The organism is Nisaea nitritireducens (assembly GCF_014904795.1).
In the GTDB taxonomy this organism is placed as follows: domain Bacteria; phylum Pseudomonadota; class Alphaproteobacteria; order Thalassobaculales; family Thalassobaculaceae; genus Nisaea; species Nisaea nitritireducens.
This window is the reverse complement of sequence record NZ_JACZFS010000020.1, coordinates 13,070-27,694: the sequence shown is the minus strand read 5'-3', so window position 1 is coordinate 27,694 and position 14,625 is coordinate 13,070. Positions and strand designations below refer to the sequence as shown.

Here is a 14,625-nt window from a genome sequence, read left to right as displayed (position 1 = left end):
CTCAGGCCACGTTGGTCCGGTACACGAGGAAATCGGTGTTCCGTGCGAGACGGTCGTAGAGGCCTCGCGCGGTCTGGTTTTCTGATTGGGTGTGCCAGTAGATGTCTTTGACGCCGCGCGCCCGGCAGGAATCGGCGACACCGTCGATGAGCTTTCGCCCAACACCGTGACCGCGCGCGGCTTCCACCGTGAACAGATCCTGCATGTAGCAGGTATCCGCAATATGGATCAGGTTCCGATGGAAGACGAAATGGGTCAGCCCCAGCAACGCGCCGCCGAGATCTGCGACCAGTCCATATACCGGTTCCTCATCGGACATCAGGCGCTTCCAGGTGGTGGCGACAATCTCACCATCCAGCGCTGTATCGCCTTCGCGCCCATAGAAGGCATTGTATTGCGCCCATAGATCTTGCCAAACCGCGCGATCATCGTGCTGCAGGGGGCGGATGGAAACTGGGGCTGCGGGCATTGGACATGAACCTTTGTTTGATGTGGTGGATCATCGACCCCGATTTAATGCGCTGACGTCTTTCATCATACCCTCGACCCGGGCCTTGCATTTCTTCGTCATGAAATCGACGAACAGCCGGATCTTCGGGTCGAGCAGGCGACGGTGGGGGTAGAGGCAGGACAGGGAAGACGGAGGCGGCGGTGTTGCCGTCAGGATCGGCACGAGCGCGCCGCTCTGGATATGGCTTGCGACTTCGAAATAAGGCTTGTTGACGATGCCGCGTCCGGCCAGCGCCCATTCGGTCAACACGTCGCCTTCATCCGCATCGTAGGGGCCGCGGACGTTGAACCGGGTCAGGCCGGTCACAGTCTCCAGCGTCCAGAAATATTCCTGCGTGCCCGGAAAACGCAGCAGCAGGCAGCGGTGATTGTTCTCGGTCAACTCTTCAGGTGTCTGCGGTGTGCCGAAATGGTCGAGATAGACCGGGGCGGCACAGAGCACGCGCGGGCAGTCCATTATCTTGCGGGCTTTCAGGCTGGAATCCTCCGGCGTGCCGAGCACGATGGCGACATCGACCCGCTCGTCGAAGATATCCACCTTGCGGTCCGACAGCCGGAGCTGGATGGCGAGGTCCGGGTAAAGATCGTTGAATTCCGGCACCAGCGGCGCCACTACCCGGCGGGCGAGGCCGAGGGGCGAAAGCACTTTGATCGCGCCGCGCGGATGCTGGGAATAGTTCGCGACGGCTGCTTCCGCCCGGTCCAGCGCCTCGATGATTTCTTTCGCATGATCGTAGTAGAGCCGCCCGGCCTCGGTCGGCGCGATCTTGCGCGTGGTCCGGTTGAACAGTCGGATACCGAGCCGGTTTTCAAGATCCCGTATACGATTGCTTGCCACCGCCGGGGTCAGCCGGAGGTCCCGCCCGCCCGCGGTAATACTGCCAAGTTCGACGGTGCGGACGAAGACCCGGATGCTGTCCAGATAGGGCATGGCTGCCTCTGATTTTCAATAATTCCTATAAAGTAAACAGGAGATATAGAGGTTTTGAAAGGGCGGCGGATTTGCCAGAGTGGGAAGGTGCCGATCTGATGGGGGTATCAATGCTCGAGCTGCTGCCGAATTCGGCGATTATCTGGGACTGGGCTGCTTTCGCGGCACGCTGGCTGCATGTCATCACCGCCATCGCCTGGATCGGCTCGTCCTTCTATTTCATCGCCCTCGACCTTGGCCTGCGCAAGGCGGCTGGCCTACCGGAAGGCGCCCATGGCGAGGAGTGGCAGGTGCATGGCGGCGGCTTCTATCACATCCAGAAATATCTGGTGGCCCCTGCTGCCCTGCCGGAGCATCTGACCTGGTTCAAGTGGGAGAGTTACTGGACCTGGGTGTCGGGCTTCGCGCTGATGTGCATCGTCTATTACGGACATGCCGAACTGTACCTAATCGACGTCTCGGTCTGGGATGCGGAACCCTGGATGGCGATCGCGGCCTCCGTCGCCTCGCTGGCGCTGGGCTGGACTGTCTACACGCTCGTCTGCCGCTCACCGCTGGCAAAGAGCCCGACCCTGCTGATGGTGCTGCTCTATTGCGCGCTGGTGGCGCTGGCCTGGGGATTCACGCAAATCTTCACAGGCCGCGCCGCCTTCGTTCATCTGGGGGCGATCACGGCAACCATCATGTCCGCCAACGTCTTCATGGTGATCATCCCGAACCAGAAGATCGTCGTCGCCGACCTGAAGGCGGGCCGGGTGCCGGACGCGAAATACGGCGCCATAGCCAAGCTGCGCTCGACGCACAACAATTACCTGACCCTCCCGGTCCTGTTCCTGATGCTGTCGAACCATTATCCGCTCGCTTTCGCGACGGAGTACAACTGGGTCATTGCAAGCCTGGTCTTCTTGATGGGCGTCACCATCCGGCATTTCTTCAACTCCATGCATGCGCGCAAGGGCCGACCCTGGTGGACCTGGGTGGCGACGGTCGTGTTGTTCCTCGCCATCGTCCTGCTCTCCACTGCCGGACCAAAGCAGACGGAAGAAGAGGCAGCCGAAGCGATGACGCCGGAGGCAACCCGGCTTGCCGCCTCGCCGCATTTCGAGACGGTCTATGAGGCCGTGCTTGGCCGCTGCTCCATGTGTCATGCAAGCGAGCCTGCCTGGGACGGTATCGCCTTGGCGCCGAAAGGCGTGCTGCTGGAGACCGAGGCGCAGGTCGCCACTCATGCCCGGGAGATCTATCTGCAGGCAGGCCGCAGCCACGCCATGCCGCCCGCCAATGTCTCTTACATGGAGCCTGCGGAGCGGGCGCAGATCGTGCTCTGGTTCGAGGGCGACAGCCCGGTGGTGCAGTGATGCCTGATCGTATTCTGAGAGGCCGGGTCCTCAGTTTCCGGGATGAGCCGGCCAGCTACGACGATACCGCGTCCTTCCGCTATATCGAGGATGGAGGCATCCTCATCCGGGACGGCAAGATCGTCGAATGTGCGGATTTCGCGACGCTGGTAGCGGACGGGCCGGAGATCGTCGATCATCGTCCGCACCTGATTGTGCCGGGCTTCATCGACGCGCATGCCCACTACCCGCAGATGCAGGTGATCGCTTCCTGGGGCGCGAAGCTGCTCGACTGGTTGGAGAAGTATACCTTTCCAGAAGAAACCAAATTCTCCGATCCGGATCATTGCCGCCGCATCGCCGGACATTTTCTCGATACGCTGACGGCGCACGGCACAACAACCGCTGCGGTCTATTGCACCGTACATCCGCAGTCCGCCGAAGCCTTCTTCACGGTTGCGGAAGAACGGGGTATGGCAATGATCGCCGGCAAGGTGATGATGGATCGTCACGCGCCGGACGCGCTCTGCGATACGCCGCAATCTTCCTATGACGATACCACCGCCTTGATCGGCAAATGGCACGGCAGGGGCAGGGCGCAGTACGCCATCACGCCGCGCTTCGCCATCACCTCCACGCCGGAGCAGATGGAGATGGCGGAAGCATTGGTCCGCGAGAACCCGGACTGTTACCTGCAGACCCACCTCTCGGAGAACAAGGCCGAGATCGAGTTGACCCGGGAACTCTACCCGGAGGCGCGGGACTATTTCGACGTCTATGAGAAGTACGGTTTACTCGGCGAACGCAGCCTGTTTGGCCACGCCATTCACCTCACCCACCGGGAGCGGGACCGGATGGCGGAGACTGGCTCGGTCGCAGTCTATTGCCCGACCTCGAACATGTTCCTCGGCAGCGGTCTCTATGACGAGGCCGGGCTGAAGGAAGCGGGTGTCCGCCGGGCCATCGCCACGGATGTTGGTGGCGGGACCAACTACTCCATGCTGCGAACGCTGGACGAAGGCTACAAGGCCCTGCAATTGCGCGGCCAGAATATCGACCCGCTGCGCAGCTTCTACTGGGCCAGCCTCGGCAATGCCCGGGCGTTGCAGCTGGAAGACCGTATCGGCACGCTGGAGCCTGGCACGGATGCCGATATCACGGTGCTCAACAGCCGGGCGACGGATGTCATGACATTGCGTATGGAAACAGTAGGCAGCCTGCAGGAAGAGCTTTTCGTCCTGCAGACCCTTGGAGACGATCGGGCGGTGGCAGAAACCTACATCGCCGGCCATCCGGCGAAGTAAGGGTCGAAGGCTTAGGCTTTCTCAGCCAGGTAGGCTTTCAGGATATCCATTTGCCGGAGGTTGGTCAGACCCTTGCTGGACTCAATTCTCCAGAATTGGGTTGCCCAGTTCAGTCCGGAATACTCGGCAATATGGATTGTATAAAGATTGAGCTTCTCTGCGATCTTGAGCGGGATTCGATGCAGCAGTAATGCGCGGTTCGGGCTTTTTGGGCTTCCCGCATCGGCCGACCAGGCAATGCGGGGTGGTGGCGGCGTATAGTCCGATTCGGTGAAACCGGACCCGTTGTGATTCGCCGTGCTGACTGCTGTTTCCGTTCGCGAGAGGTATTGGTAGCGACGGATGCTCCATTGGTTTTCAACAATATTGTCCAGAATCTGATCCGTATCGGAGCCGTTGACCATGTTGAGCAGACGGGTGACCGGGTCGGACGAATTTTCCGGCGGCTGATGCAGATGGAACAGGCGGGGCAGGCAGGCATTGCAATCAAGCTCGAACGTGTTCACCCAATCGCTCGGCAAAGAAGAGGCAATGCGTCGAGCAAGTTTCAGCGAAGGTGTCCAGCCGGGCTCCATGATGCGGTGGACCTGGCTGGGAGATGTTCCCGTGGTCAGCGCAAGCTTGTAGGGCGAGAGGCCGTTCTCGACGATCCATCGTCGGGCCATCTCGGTGATCTTGAAAATTTCAAACTCGATGGTGTTGAGCGCCTGCGAGGAAGGAGTTTTGTTAGAAGGCTGCAGACGATTTTCTTCAATCTGGAACGGCCCATCCACCCATTCTTTCAGGGCTCTGGTGAGGATGCCGAATTCATTGTCAGTCGAAATCCTGGGTTCTCCTCGAGAATCCACAGGCCGCTCTCTCTGGCTGTCGCCAGAAGTCAACTCAGTGTGCGAGAGTTCAGCACGCAAACAGGAATCTGAATCGTGCAACGATCCCTTGCTCATCACTTTTCCCCATTCTGGCTCTGTGCAGTGACGCGCCTATGTTCGTGTCCTTCTGGACACGGTAGTCAGTAGTTTACTGCCTCTAAAGGTTTACTACCTTTAAGGTAAATGCATTTTAACTGAAATTCGCGATGAAGGCAATCCAAGTTGCCAGAAATCCGCAGGAATTCAGCACTTTGCCAGCGATATTAAGAATTTCTTTGTAAAATCAATGTATTTTGCGAAAGCGCGCGGCGTCGCTTGCTACCTGGGAGGGTGCGCTCGTTGCATGACGGGTGAGAGAATCTGATCCGAGATATGAAAATCCCATACAGCGCCGCGGTCCGATCCATTGAATTTCGCAACCAGCTCGGGCAGTCGGGATAGATCGGTGACGGTTTCGCCCTCCAAGCCGAAGCCCCTGGCAATCCCCGCGAGGTCGGGACGGCCGAAAACCGCACCGGCATCGGACAGTCCCTCGGAACGCAGCTTGTGGATTTCAGAGCCGTAGGCGCCGTCATTCAAAACGCAGATCAGCACCTTCATGCCGTGGCGCCGGATCGTTTCCAGTTCCTGGATATGCATCAGCAGGCTGCCGTCTCCGTCGAACATGACGACCGTTTCGTCAGGCTTGGCCGCAGCGACGCCGATGGCAAAGGAGATGCCGTTCCCGATAGCGCCGAACTCGCGGATGGTGTGGAAGCGTTCGACCGGCCGCTTCGGCATCTGGGCAAAGAAGTAGGAACAATGGCCGGAAGAGTTCACCGCTTCCCAGTCGATCGGCAGGGCATCGTCCAATGCCGAGGCCACGTCGCGCGGATCGAGCAGGCCCTGTTCTGCCTGGAAGTCAGAGCTGTCCGGCGGGGTATCCTTGATCTGCTTTGCAAGTGCGGGGCTGCGCCAGCTATCGGCATCCTCCGCGCGTGGCTCCAGCGCGTCGGCCAACGCCTTGACGGATAGGGCGGCGTCGCCGCGCAGATGCGTGTCCGCCGGTACCCGGCCCTGACTGAGAGCGACTGGGTTGGTGTCGATCTGCAGGACATGCGCCTGCCCATAGAGCTTGCCGCCATCGGCATTATGGTGTGCGAGGCTGGCTCCGACGGCAACGATCAGGTCGGCTTCGGCGAAGCATTCCCGCGTCACCTGACTGGAGAAGCCTCCCGCGATGCTGAGATTGAACGGGTCGTCATGGAACAGCCCGCGTGCCGGCAGGGTGGTCGCGAGCAGACCGCCGCACTTCTCGGCAAGGGTACGACAGGCCTCACCGGCACCGGCTGACCGGACTGCGCCGAAACCAGCCATGACGATTGTCTTTTTTGCACCGGCGATCAGCGTTGCCGCTTCCGCCACATCGTCGGGGTGCGGCGGCATCGGACGCATTTTTGGCAGGACGTCGCGTGAGGGAGCGGGCAGTTCATCCGCGCCGGTCCAGTCCCTGTTCTGCAGATCGAACGGGACGCCGAGCACCACCGGGCGCATTTCTTCCCGAGCCTGCACGAAGGCGTCGCGGATCTGGCGCAGCATGCGGTCCGGGTGATGAAGGGAATGATAGGCGGCGCCGCACGCGGTGACGAAGGGGGCCTGATCCAGTTCCTGATTGTACCAGTTGTTCCGAAGGGGTGACTCGCCGGCGAAGACCACGAGCGGGATATGCGCGCGCACGGCGGCGGGCAGCGCGGTCATGATCTGCGTGAGGCCCGGGCCGCAGGTGACCGTCGCAACGCCGATCTTGTCCAGCGCTCTTGCGTAGGACATGGCTGCCGCGACCGCGCAATGCTCATGCCGGACATAGACGAAATCCGCTCCCAGTTCCGCGAAATGGGTGGCCCAGTTCATGTTCGCATCGCCCAGCAGCGCGAAACAGGTATCCACCTCTTCCTGACGGAAGGCTTCAGCCAGAATCTGGTATGTTTTCTTTGCGGACATTTGCGTGTTTCCCCCGGGGCAAGCCGTCTCGGCCATGATGGTGCGCCAAGTATCGCGCCGGAGCAAAATCCGCGCGTCTCGACCGATTGACTGCACAGTATTCAATTGTATACAATGTGGTCAAGAAGGCCGCTGACTGAGGCGTCATTATCCCCAGCCGAACGGCCCGCTGAAGGAGAGAAACCCTGTCTGAAATCACCGATACTGTATGGGATGTCGTCGTTGTCGGCGGTGGAAACGCGGCATTATGCGCGGCCATTGAGGCCGCTGAGGCTGGCTGCCGCGTCATCATTCTCGAAGGCGCTCCGAAGACTTATCGCGGTGGCAATTCGCGCCATACCCGGAATTTCCGCTGCATGCACCAGGGGCCGCTTTCGGTTCTGACGGATACTTATGCAGAAGACGAGTATTTCGACGATCTGCTGCGGGTGACCAAGGGGAATACGGACGAGGGGCTGGCCCGGTTGGCGATCCGTACCTCGGAGAGCTGCCTGCCCTGGATGGAGGCGCATGGCGTTCGCTTCCAGCCATCGCTTTCCGGCACCCTGTCACTGGGGCGAACCAACGCCTTCTTTCTTGGCGGCGGCAAGGCGCTGGTGAATGCCTACTACAACACGGCCGCCGATCTCGGTGTCGAAGTGGTCTACGAGGCCCAGGTGAAGCACGTCGAAATCGAGGGCGGGAAGTTTCAGGCGGTCGAGGTGGAGATCGCGGGCGCCGCGCCCTGCCGAGTGGAAGGCCGCGCCATCGTGCTCGCTTCCGGTGGTTTCCAGGGCGATATCGACTGGCTGGCCCGTGCCTGGGGCCCGGCGGCCCGGAATTTCCTGATCCGGGGTACGCCCTACAATCGTGGTGTCGTTCTGAAGGACATGCTGGATCAGGGCGCTGACAGCGTTGGCGACCCGACTCAGTGCCATGCCGTTGCTATCGACGGACGGGCACCGAAATTCGACGGCGGTATCGTCACCCGGCTCGATTGCGTGCCGTTCTCCGTTGTCGTGAACAAGGATGGCGAGCGGTTCTACGATGAGGGCGAGGATGTCTGGCCGAAGCGCTATGCCATCTGGGGCCGTCTCGTCGCCGCGCAGCCCGATCAGGTTGCCTATTCGATCATCGATGCGAAGAGCAGCACGCTTTTCATGCCCTCGGTTTTCCCGGCGGTGCAGTCGGACACTCTGGAGGGGCTGGCGGAACAGATGGGGCTTCCCGCCGCGAAGGTGCGGGAGACCGTCGACGCCTTCAACGCGGCCTGCAGGGAAGGCGACTTCCATCCGACAGAGCTGGACGGTCTGGCGACCGAAGGTGTCGAGCCGCAGAAGACCAACTGGGCCCGGCCGATCACGGAGCCACCTTTCTACGGCTATTCCCTGCGCCCCGGTGTCACCTTCACCTATCTCGGGCTGAAGGTGGACGAGACCGCACGGGTGACCATGGAAGGACAGAAACTTGAAAATGTCTGGGCTGCGGGGGAAATCATGGCCGGAAGTATCCTGGGCGAGGGCTATCTCGCCGGTTTCGGCATGACCATCGGCACTGTGTTCGGCCGGATTGCCGGGCAGGAAGCCGCCAAGGGCGCAACCCGGGGAGTGAACAGCAATGCCGCTTGATCACGCGACACAGACTTCGGCCTCAGATACTCCGGTACCAGACACCCTGACCGACGAAGCGCGCCGTCAGATCGAGATCTGCAATGCCTGCCGCTATTGCGAGGGCTATTGCTCGGTCTTTCCGGCGATTACCCGGCAGCGGGCCTTTGCAGATGGGGACATCACCCAGCTCGCCAATCTCTGCCACAATTGCCGGGGCTGCTATTACGCCTGCCAGTATACCGAGCCGCATGAGTTCGCCATCAACCTGCCGAAAGCGCTGGCCGAGGCGCGGGCGGAGAGTTGGGAGCGGTTTGCCTGGCCGGGCTTTCTGGCGGGCCCGTTTCATCGCAGCGGCGTTGCCATCGCGGTGGCGCTGATTGTCGGCCTGGCGGCATTGTTCTGGGCGGCGCAGGCCTTGAAGCCCGCTGGCGGGGAGGGGTTCTACGCAATCCTGTCCCACACAATGATGATCACGATCTTCACACCGGCTTTCCTGTTGCCGTTGCTGGCGATTTTCGTCGGCTTGCGCGCCTACTGGAAGGAGGTCGGCGGAGAGCCTGTCAGCCTTGCTCATCTGAAGGTGGCCTTCGTGGACGCGGCGAAGCTGAAGAACCTCTCGGGCGGCGCAGCGGAAGGCTGCAATTTCGAGAAGGGCGACCGCTTCACCAATGTCCGGCGCTGGCACCATCAGGCGGTGATGTATGGCTTCCTGCTCTGCTTTGCCTCCACAGGTTCGGCGACGCTGATGCACTATCTCTTCGACATGCCGGCACCTTACGGGCTGTTCTCCTTGCCAAAGCTGCTCGGTATCCCGGGCGGCCTTTTGCTGACACTTGGCGGCCTTGGCATGGCGGTGCTGAAGACACGCGGCGAGAAGGATTTGGGCGCGCCCGCGCTCTGGGGCGGCGAGATGGCTTTCGTACTGCTGTTGAGCTTCACGGGCGGCAGCGGTCTCGCCCTCTATGCCGCGACCGGCACGGCGGCGGTCTCCGCGCTGCTGCCATTGCACCTCGGCGCCGTGCTGACCTTTTTCCTGCTGACGCCCTATTCGAAGATGGTGCACGGTTTCTTCAGGCTGGCGGCTCTGGTGCGGGACGCGCAGCAGAAGTCCTAGACCCTATTCGGAAAAGAAAAGCCCCGCACCGAATGGTGCGGGGCTTTTTGTATGCGTTTGAAAGAGGTGTCTGTTATTCCGCCGCCATCTTTGTCGCGTCCAGCTTTTCAAGGACCTTCGGCGGGGACATCGGCAGGCTGTAGAAGCGGATGCCGAGGGCGTTGTAGACGGCGTTCCGGATCGCTGCCAGCGGCGGAACCAGCGGGACTTCGCCGACACCACGGACACCTTGCGGGTGTTTCGGGTTCGGGACCTCGATGATCACGTTGTCCAGCATCGGCACATCGGAGCAGACCGGCATGCGGTAATCCAGGAAGCCCGGATTATCGACCTTGCCGTCCTTGTTGTAGATGTATTCCTCGTTAAGCGCCCAGCCGATGCCCTGCACGGCACCGCCCTGCATCTGGCCTTCGACATAGGCCGGATGAACCGCTTTTCCGACATCCTGGAACGAGGTGTACCGGATCACGCGAACGATCCCGAGATCGACATCGACCTCGACGTCGCAGACATGCGTCGCAAAGCCGCCTTCGGCCCCGGCGGTGTTGAGCTGGACGCCCGCACCGATCGGCCCGCCGGTCTCATTCGACCGTGCGGCCAGCTCCTTGAGTGTCAGAGGCTCGAACTTGCCGGCATTTTCTCCGGCCGGGCGGGCTGCGCCGTCCGACCAGGTGACGGCTTCGGCCTCGATGCCCCAGATCTTGGCTGCGAGACCCCGAAGCCTTTCGATCACCTGTTCCGTCGACTGGGTGACCACCATGGCCGAGGCAAACAGCACGCGGCTGCCGCCGGTCAGGTTGCTGTAGCCGATGGTCGCGGTGTCGCCGATCAGGACCGAGACCCGGCGATAGTCGATGCCGAGCAGTTCGGCGGTGATGTTGGCGATTGAGGCACGGGAGCCGCCGATATCCGGATGGCCTGTGGTGACGACGACGTTGCCGTCCTCGGTAATGTTCACCTGGGCGCTCGACTCGCCGCCGGCATTGAACCAGTAGCCGCTGGCAACGCCGCGTCCCTGGAACTTGCCGAGAGGTGCCTTGTAGTGCTCATGCGCGAGCGCGGCCTTCACCGTCTCGGCATAGCCCATGACCGGATAGACCGGGCCGTGTGCTGCCTTGGTGCCCTGCTTTGCCGCGTTCTTCAGACGCAGCTCAAGGGGATCGATGCCGATCTCCTCGGCGACTTCGTCCAGCACGCTTTCAACCGCATAGGCGCCGATCGGCGAGCCCGGGGCCCGGTAGGCTGCGACTTTTGAGCGGTTCGAGACCACGTCATAGCCGAAGGAATGGACGTTCGGGATATCGTACGGCGCGAAGCAGCAGCCGCAGGCGCCGCGTATCGGTGCGCCCGGGAAGGCGCCGGCCTGCAGGTAGTGCACAGCCTGCGCGGCCACGATGGTGCCGTCTTTCTTGGCGCCGATCTTGACCATGCTCTTGGCACCGGAGGTCGGCCCGGTCGCCCGCATGACTTCCTCGCGGCTCATCACCATCTTCACTGGCCGGCCCGACTTCTTCGACAGCATGGCTGCGACGGGTTCCAGATAGATAATGGTCTTGCCACCGAAGCCGCCACCGATCTCGGCCGGGATCGCGCGAATGTCGCTCTGCGGAATACCTGTCAGGAACGCGGTCATGGCGCGGACCATGAACTGGCCCTGGCTGGAGCTCCAGACCGTCATCTTGTCATCGGGGGTCACGTTGACGAGGCAGGCATGGGGCTCGATATAGCCCTGGTGCACCGGCTTCGTATCGAAGCTGCGCTCGACAATCACATCGGCTTCGTCGAAACCGGCATCGATATCGCCCAGCGTGTGCTCAAGCGTGCCGGCAATGTTGGACGGCTTGCCTTCGAACTCGATGAAATCGTGCAGGATCGGGGCATCGTCGGCAATAGCGTCGTCGATCTCGATGGCCCAGGGCAGGACTTCGTAATCCACCTCGATGAGCTTGCAGGCTTCCTCGGCGATGGCGCCGGAAGTTGCCGCAACCGCTGCGACCGGATGCCCGTGGAACAGGGCTTTCTCGCGCGCCATGACGTTGCGGCACATCCAGCGCATGTCCTGAATGCCGAGCGGCACCGGTGTGTGAACGGAAAAGTCGACGATATCCTTGGCGGTGACGACGGCCTTCACGCCGGGCAGTGCCTCGGCTTTGGAGGTGTCGATGGAACGGATGATCGCATGGGGATGCGGGCTTCGCAGCACCTTGCCCCAGATCATGCCCGGCATGTTGGTGTCCGCCGCATAGGCGGCCTTGCCGGTTACCTTATCGGCGCCGTCCGGACGGATCGTGCTCGTGCCGATCCATTTATTTGAAATCTCGCTCATACTGACTCTCCCTGCGGTCCGGGGCTTTCTGCTGCCCCGTTCATCCCGACTATGCCGACCGTCACTAGACGATCCCGGCAAAATTCACTGTTCGCTTGTGGAAGCGTACACGGTCTTCGCGCTTCTGAACAAGGTCGGGAGCGCGAAGGGAATGTGCCGATTTGCGCAATGGCCGGATTAAGGGGCCGGAGAGAGGATCTGCTCACTCACAGAAGGCTTAAACCTCCACCTCAATCCGCCCGATCGGGTTGGAGCAGCAGGCGAGGATATAGCCGGCCTCGATATCGTCTTCCGAGATGCCGCCGTTATGCACCATGTGCACCTCGCCGGAGAGCTTCTTGATCCTGCACGTGCCGCAGACGCCGAAGGTGCAGCCGGACGGAATATTGAGCCCGGAAGCCTTGGCGGCGGCGAGCACCGTGTCGGTCTCTGCGCAATGCCCGGTAACACCGGAGGCGGCGAAGACGATTTCCGCCCTGGCGCCTTCCTCGGGAACCGTATCGTCCAGCTCCGGGATGTCCTCTTCATTGGCGACCGGCGCATGGAAGCTTTCCTGATGATAGTGCTCCATGTCGAAACCGAAGCCGGCAAGCGCATCGCGGACGGCCTGCATGAACGGCTCGGGGCCGCAGCAGAAGACTTCGCGCTCCAGGTAATCTGGCGTCATCAGGCCCAGCATGAGCTGGTTGAACATGCCCTGGTAGCCGGTCCAGGGACGGTAGATATCAGGCTCCTCAACGACGAACTTGAGGTCGATACCCGGGTCCCGGCTCGCCATATGTTCAAGCCGTTCGCGGAAGATGATCTCCGACGGACGCCGGGCGCAATTGATCAGCACCACGTCCGAGCGGGTTCCGAGATCGAACATGTAGGTGCTCATGGACATCATCGGCGTGATGCCCGAGCCAGCGGAGATGAAGAGGTATTTCTCCGCCGGATGCTGCGCCATGCAGAACAGGCCGGTCGGGCCGATTGCCTTGATCTTCATGCCTGGAGCGAGATTGTCGATCATCCAGCGGGTGCCGACACTGGTTTCCTGCGCCTTGGCGGTGATCGAGATCGAGCGCGGCCGGGAGGGTGAGGAGGAGATCGTGTAGGTCCGGTGAACCGGGCCACCCGGTACCGGAATCTCGAGCGTCAGGAACTGGCCTGCCTGAAAGTCGAACAAGGCTCCGGACGGGGCCCGGAAGGTGAACGTCGCTGTATGCGGCGCCTCCGGCAGTATGGAGACACATTCAAGCGGCTCGCTGTCGTGCCACACGCCGGCATCCAGAATGGGGGATGGCGCGGCCATTAATTACTCCGCCGCCAGCATGGTCGGACGCAGGCGATCGCCCATTGCATTGCAGTACCAGTCCACGAAGGAAATCACGCCGCCTTCCTGGGTACGGGAATAGGGGCCGGGCTCGTAGGCCGGCGAGTTGATGCCATGCTGGTTGTCTTCGACCACACGGCGGTCTTCGTCGTTCGTTGCGGTCCAGACTTCGGTCAGGCGTTTCAGATCGTAGTCCTCGCCCTCGACCGCATCCTTGTTGACCAGCCACTTCGTGGTGACTTCTGTTTCGGTCGGTCCGATCGGGGTCACCCGGAAGACGATGGAATGGTCAGCCAGGAAGTGGTTCCAGGTTGTCGGATAGTGAAATTTCAGCAAAGTGCCGGCTGACTTGTCGGCGATCCGGCCGAGGAATTTGCTGACCGCAACCTTGCCGTCCATCGTGTAGCTTTCGGCGCCCTCAAGGAGGGGCATCCGGGTCACCCGGTATTGCAAGTTGTCCGACATCTGGAAGCGGGACGGAAAGCCTTGCGCCTCCATCCGCTCGAAATGTGTCTGCAACTGGAGTGAAATCCCGTCGACGCCGAAAAGCGTCGGATCTTCCGGAAAGGTACGGCACAGGCTCGGGTGGTTTCCGCTGCAGTGATAGCATTCGCGGTTATTCTCCCAGACCAGCTTCCAGTTGCCTTTCTCGATGATGCTGCTTTCGTGCGCGACCTTGGCGTTGCTTAGATCGTGCGGGGCGAGATAGGGCTGAACGAGATCGGCGAAGGCGTCGAAGTCGGGCGCGTCATCGGCGAGGCAGATATAGACGAGGCCGGAGAGTTCGCGGCAATGCACCGGCTTCAGGCCGTGCTGCGAGGCGTCGAATTCAGGCCCCATGTCCCTGGCCCAGAGCAACTTGCCGTCGAGCTCGTAGGTCCACTGGTGATAGGGGCAGACCAGTTTCGGGGCATTGCCCTTGGCCGCTTTGCAGATCACCGAGCCGCGGTGCCGGCAGGTATTGTGGAAGGCACGGATCACGTTGTCAGCGCCACGCACGATGATGACGCGATAATCGCCGACCTTGTGGGTGACATAACTGCCGGATTTAACCAGCTCGCACGCCGGGATCGCGAACAGCCACTCGCGATACCAGACCTGCTCCATGTCGAGCCGGAAGATATCAGGGTCACCGTAGAAGGGCTGGGCCAGACTGTGGCCGCTTCGGCGCTGGTTCAGCAAGGCCAGCATGTAGTTGCGCGCGCTCATCTCTCATCCTCGCACCTTGGACGATGGAATTAGAGCATGAGAGAGAGGGCAGCATTCGTCATGGGAACGACATTGCTGCGTCGCAAAATAAACATTCGGAATATGTTTTAAGACAGCCGCCGCGGAGCGCCGTTACGGGCC

Annotated in this window: 11 protein-coding genes; 4 read left to right on the top strand and 7 right to left on the bottom strand. The window is 61.3% G+C overall.

Annotated elements, in window-relative coordinates:
- Position 1 precedes the first annotated feature (1 nt).
- Positions 2–469 (bottom strand): GNAT family N-acetyltransferase, encoded by a 468-nt coding sequence (locus IG629_RS08540; protein ID WP_193171533.1) that lies wholly within the window; start codon positions 467–469, stop codon positions 2–4.
- 30 nt (positions 470–499) lie between these two features.
- Positions 500–1,441 (bottom strand): LysR family transcriptional regulator, encoded by a 942-nt coding sequence (locus tag IG629_RS08535; RefSeq protein WP_193171532.1) that lies wholly within the window; start codon positions 1,439–1,441, stop codon positions 500–502.
- 110 nt (positions 1,442–1,551) lie between these two features.
- Here IG629_RS08535 and IG629_RS08530 point away from each other — a divergent pair, with 110 nt between their 5' ends.
- Complete coding sequence (locus IG629_RS08530; RefSeq protein WP_319025046.1) at positions 1,552–2,799, top strand: urate hydroxylase PuuD; 1,248 nt, start codon at positions 1,552–1,554, stop codon at positions 2,797–2,799.
- The gene (guaD, locus tag IG629_RS08525) at positions 2,799–4,082 is read left to right on the top strand and encodes a guanine deaminase (RefSeq protein WP_193171531.1); all 1,284 of its coding nucleotides are present in this window, start codon (positions 2,799–2,801) and stop codon (positions 4,080–4,082) included. The genes IG629_RS08530 and guaD overlap by 1 nt, the downstream gene beginning before the upstream one ends.
- Before the next feature lie 11 nt (positions 4,083–4,093).
- On the opposite strand, the gene IG629_RS08520 is transcribed toward guaD, so the two are convergent.
- The gene (locus tag IG629_RS08520) at positions 4,094–5,026 is read right to left on the bottom strand and encodes a hypothetical protein (RefSeq protein ID WP_193171530.1); all 933 of its coding nucleotides are present in this window, start codon (positions 5,024–5,026) and stop codon (positions 4,094–4,096) included.
- Between the two features lie 243 nt (positions 5,027–5,269).
- Complete coding sequence (locus tag IG629_RS08515) at positions 5,270–6,931, bottom strand: thiamine pyrophosphate-binding protein (protein ID WP_193171529.1); 1,662 nt, start codon at positions 6,929–6,931, stop codon at positions 5,270–5,272.
- Positions 6,932–7,116: 185 nt separating this feature from the next.
- On the opposite strand from IG629_RS08515, the gene tcuA reads away from it, so the two are divergent.
- Both tcuA and tcuB read left to right on the top strand, forming a co-directional pair.
- The gene (tcuA, locus tag IG629_RS08510) at positions 7,117–8,538 is read left to right on the top strand and encodes an FAD-dependent tricarballylate dehydrogenase TcuA (protein WP_226886560.1); all 1,422 of its coding nucleotides are present in this window, start codon (positions 7,117–7,119) and stop codon (positions 8,536–8,538) included.
- Positions 8,528–9,634: a tricarballylate utilization 4Fe-4S protein TcuB gene (tcuB, locus tag IG629_RS08505; RefSeq protein ID WP_193171528.1), complete on the top strand. Its 1,107-nt coding sequence runs from the start codon at positions 8,528–8,530 to the stop codon at positions 9,632–9,634. The genes tcuA and tcuB overlap by 11 nt, the downstream gene beginning before the upstream one ends.
- Positions 9,635–9,707: 73 nt before the next feature.
- Here tcuB and IG629_RS08500 read toward each other — a convergent pair whose 3' ends face one another.
- From IG629_RS08500 to IG629_RS08490, 3 genes are all read right to left on the bottom strand, one after another.
- Positions 9,708–11,960, bottom strand: a complete 2,253-nt coding sequence (locus tag IG629_RS08500; protein WP_036553275.1) for a xanthine dehydrogenase family protein molybdopterin-binding subunit — start codon at positions 11,958–11,960, stop codon at positions 9,708–9,710.
- 217 nt (positions 11,961–12,177) lie between these two features.
- Positions 12,178–13,254, bottom strand: a complete 1,077-nt coding sequence (locus IG629_RS08495) for a hybrid-cluster NAD(P)-dependent oxidoreductase (RefSeq protein ID WP_193171527.1) — start codon at positions 13,252–13,254, stop codon at positions 12,178–12,180.
- Between the two features lie 3 nt (positions 13,255–13,257).
- Entirely contained in the window at positions 13,258–14,484 is a 1,227-nt protein-coding gene (locus IG629_RS08490) for an aromatic ring-hydroxylating oxygenase subunit alpha (RefSeq protein ID WP_193171526.1), read from the bottom strand.
- Between the last annotated feature and the right edge of the window lie 141 nt (positions 14,485–14,625).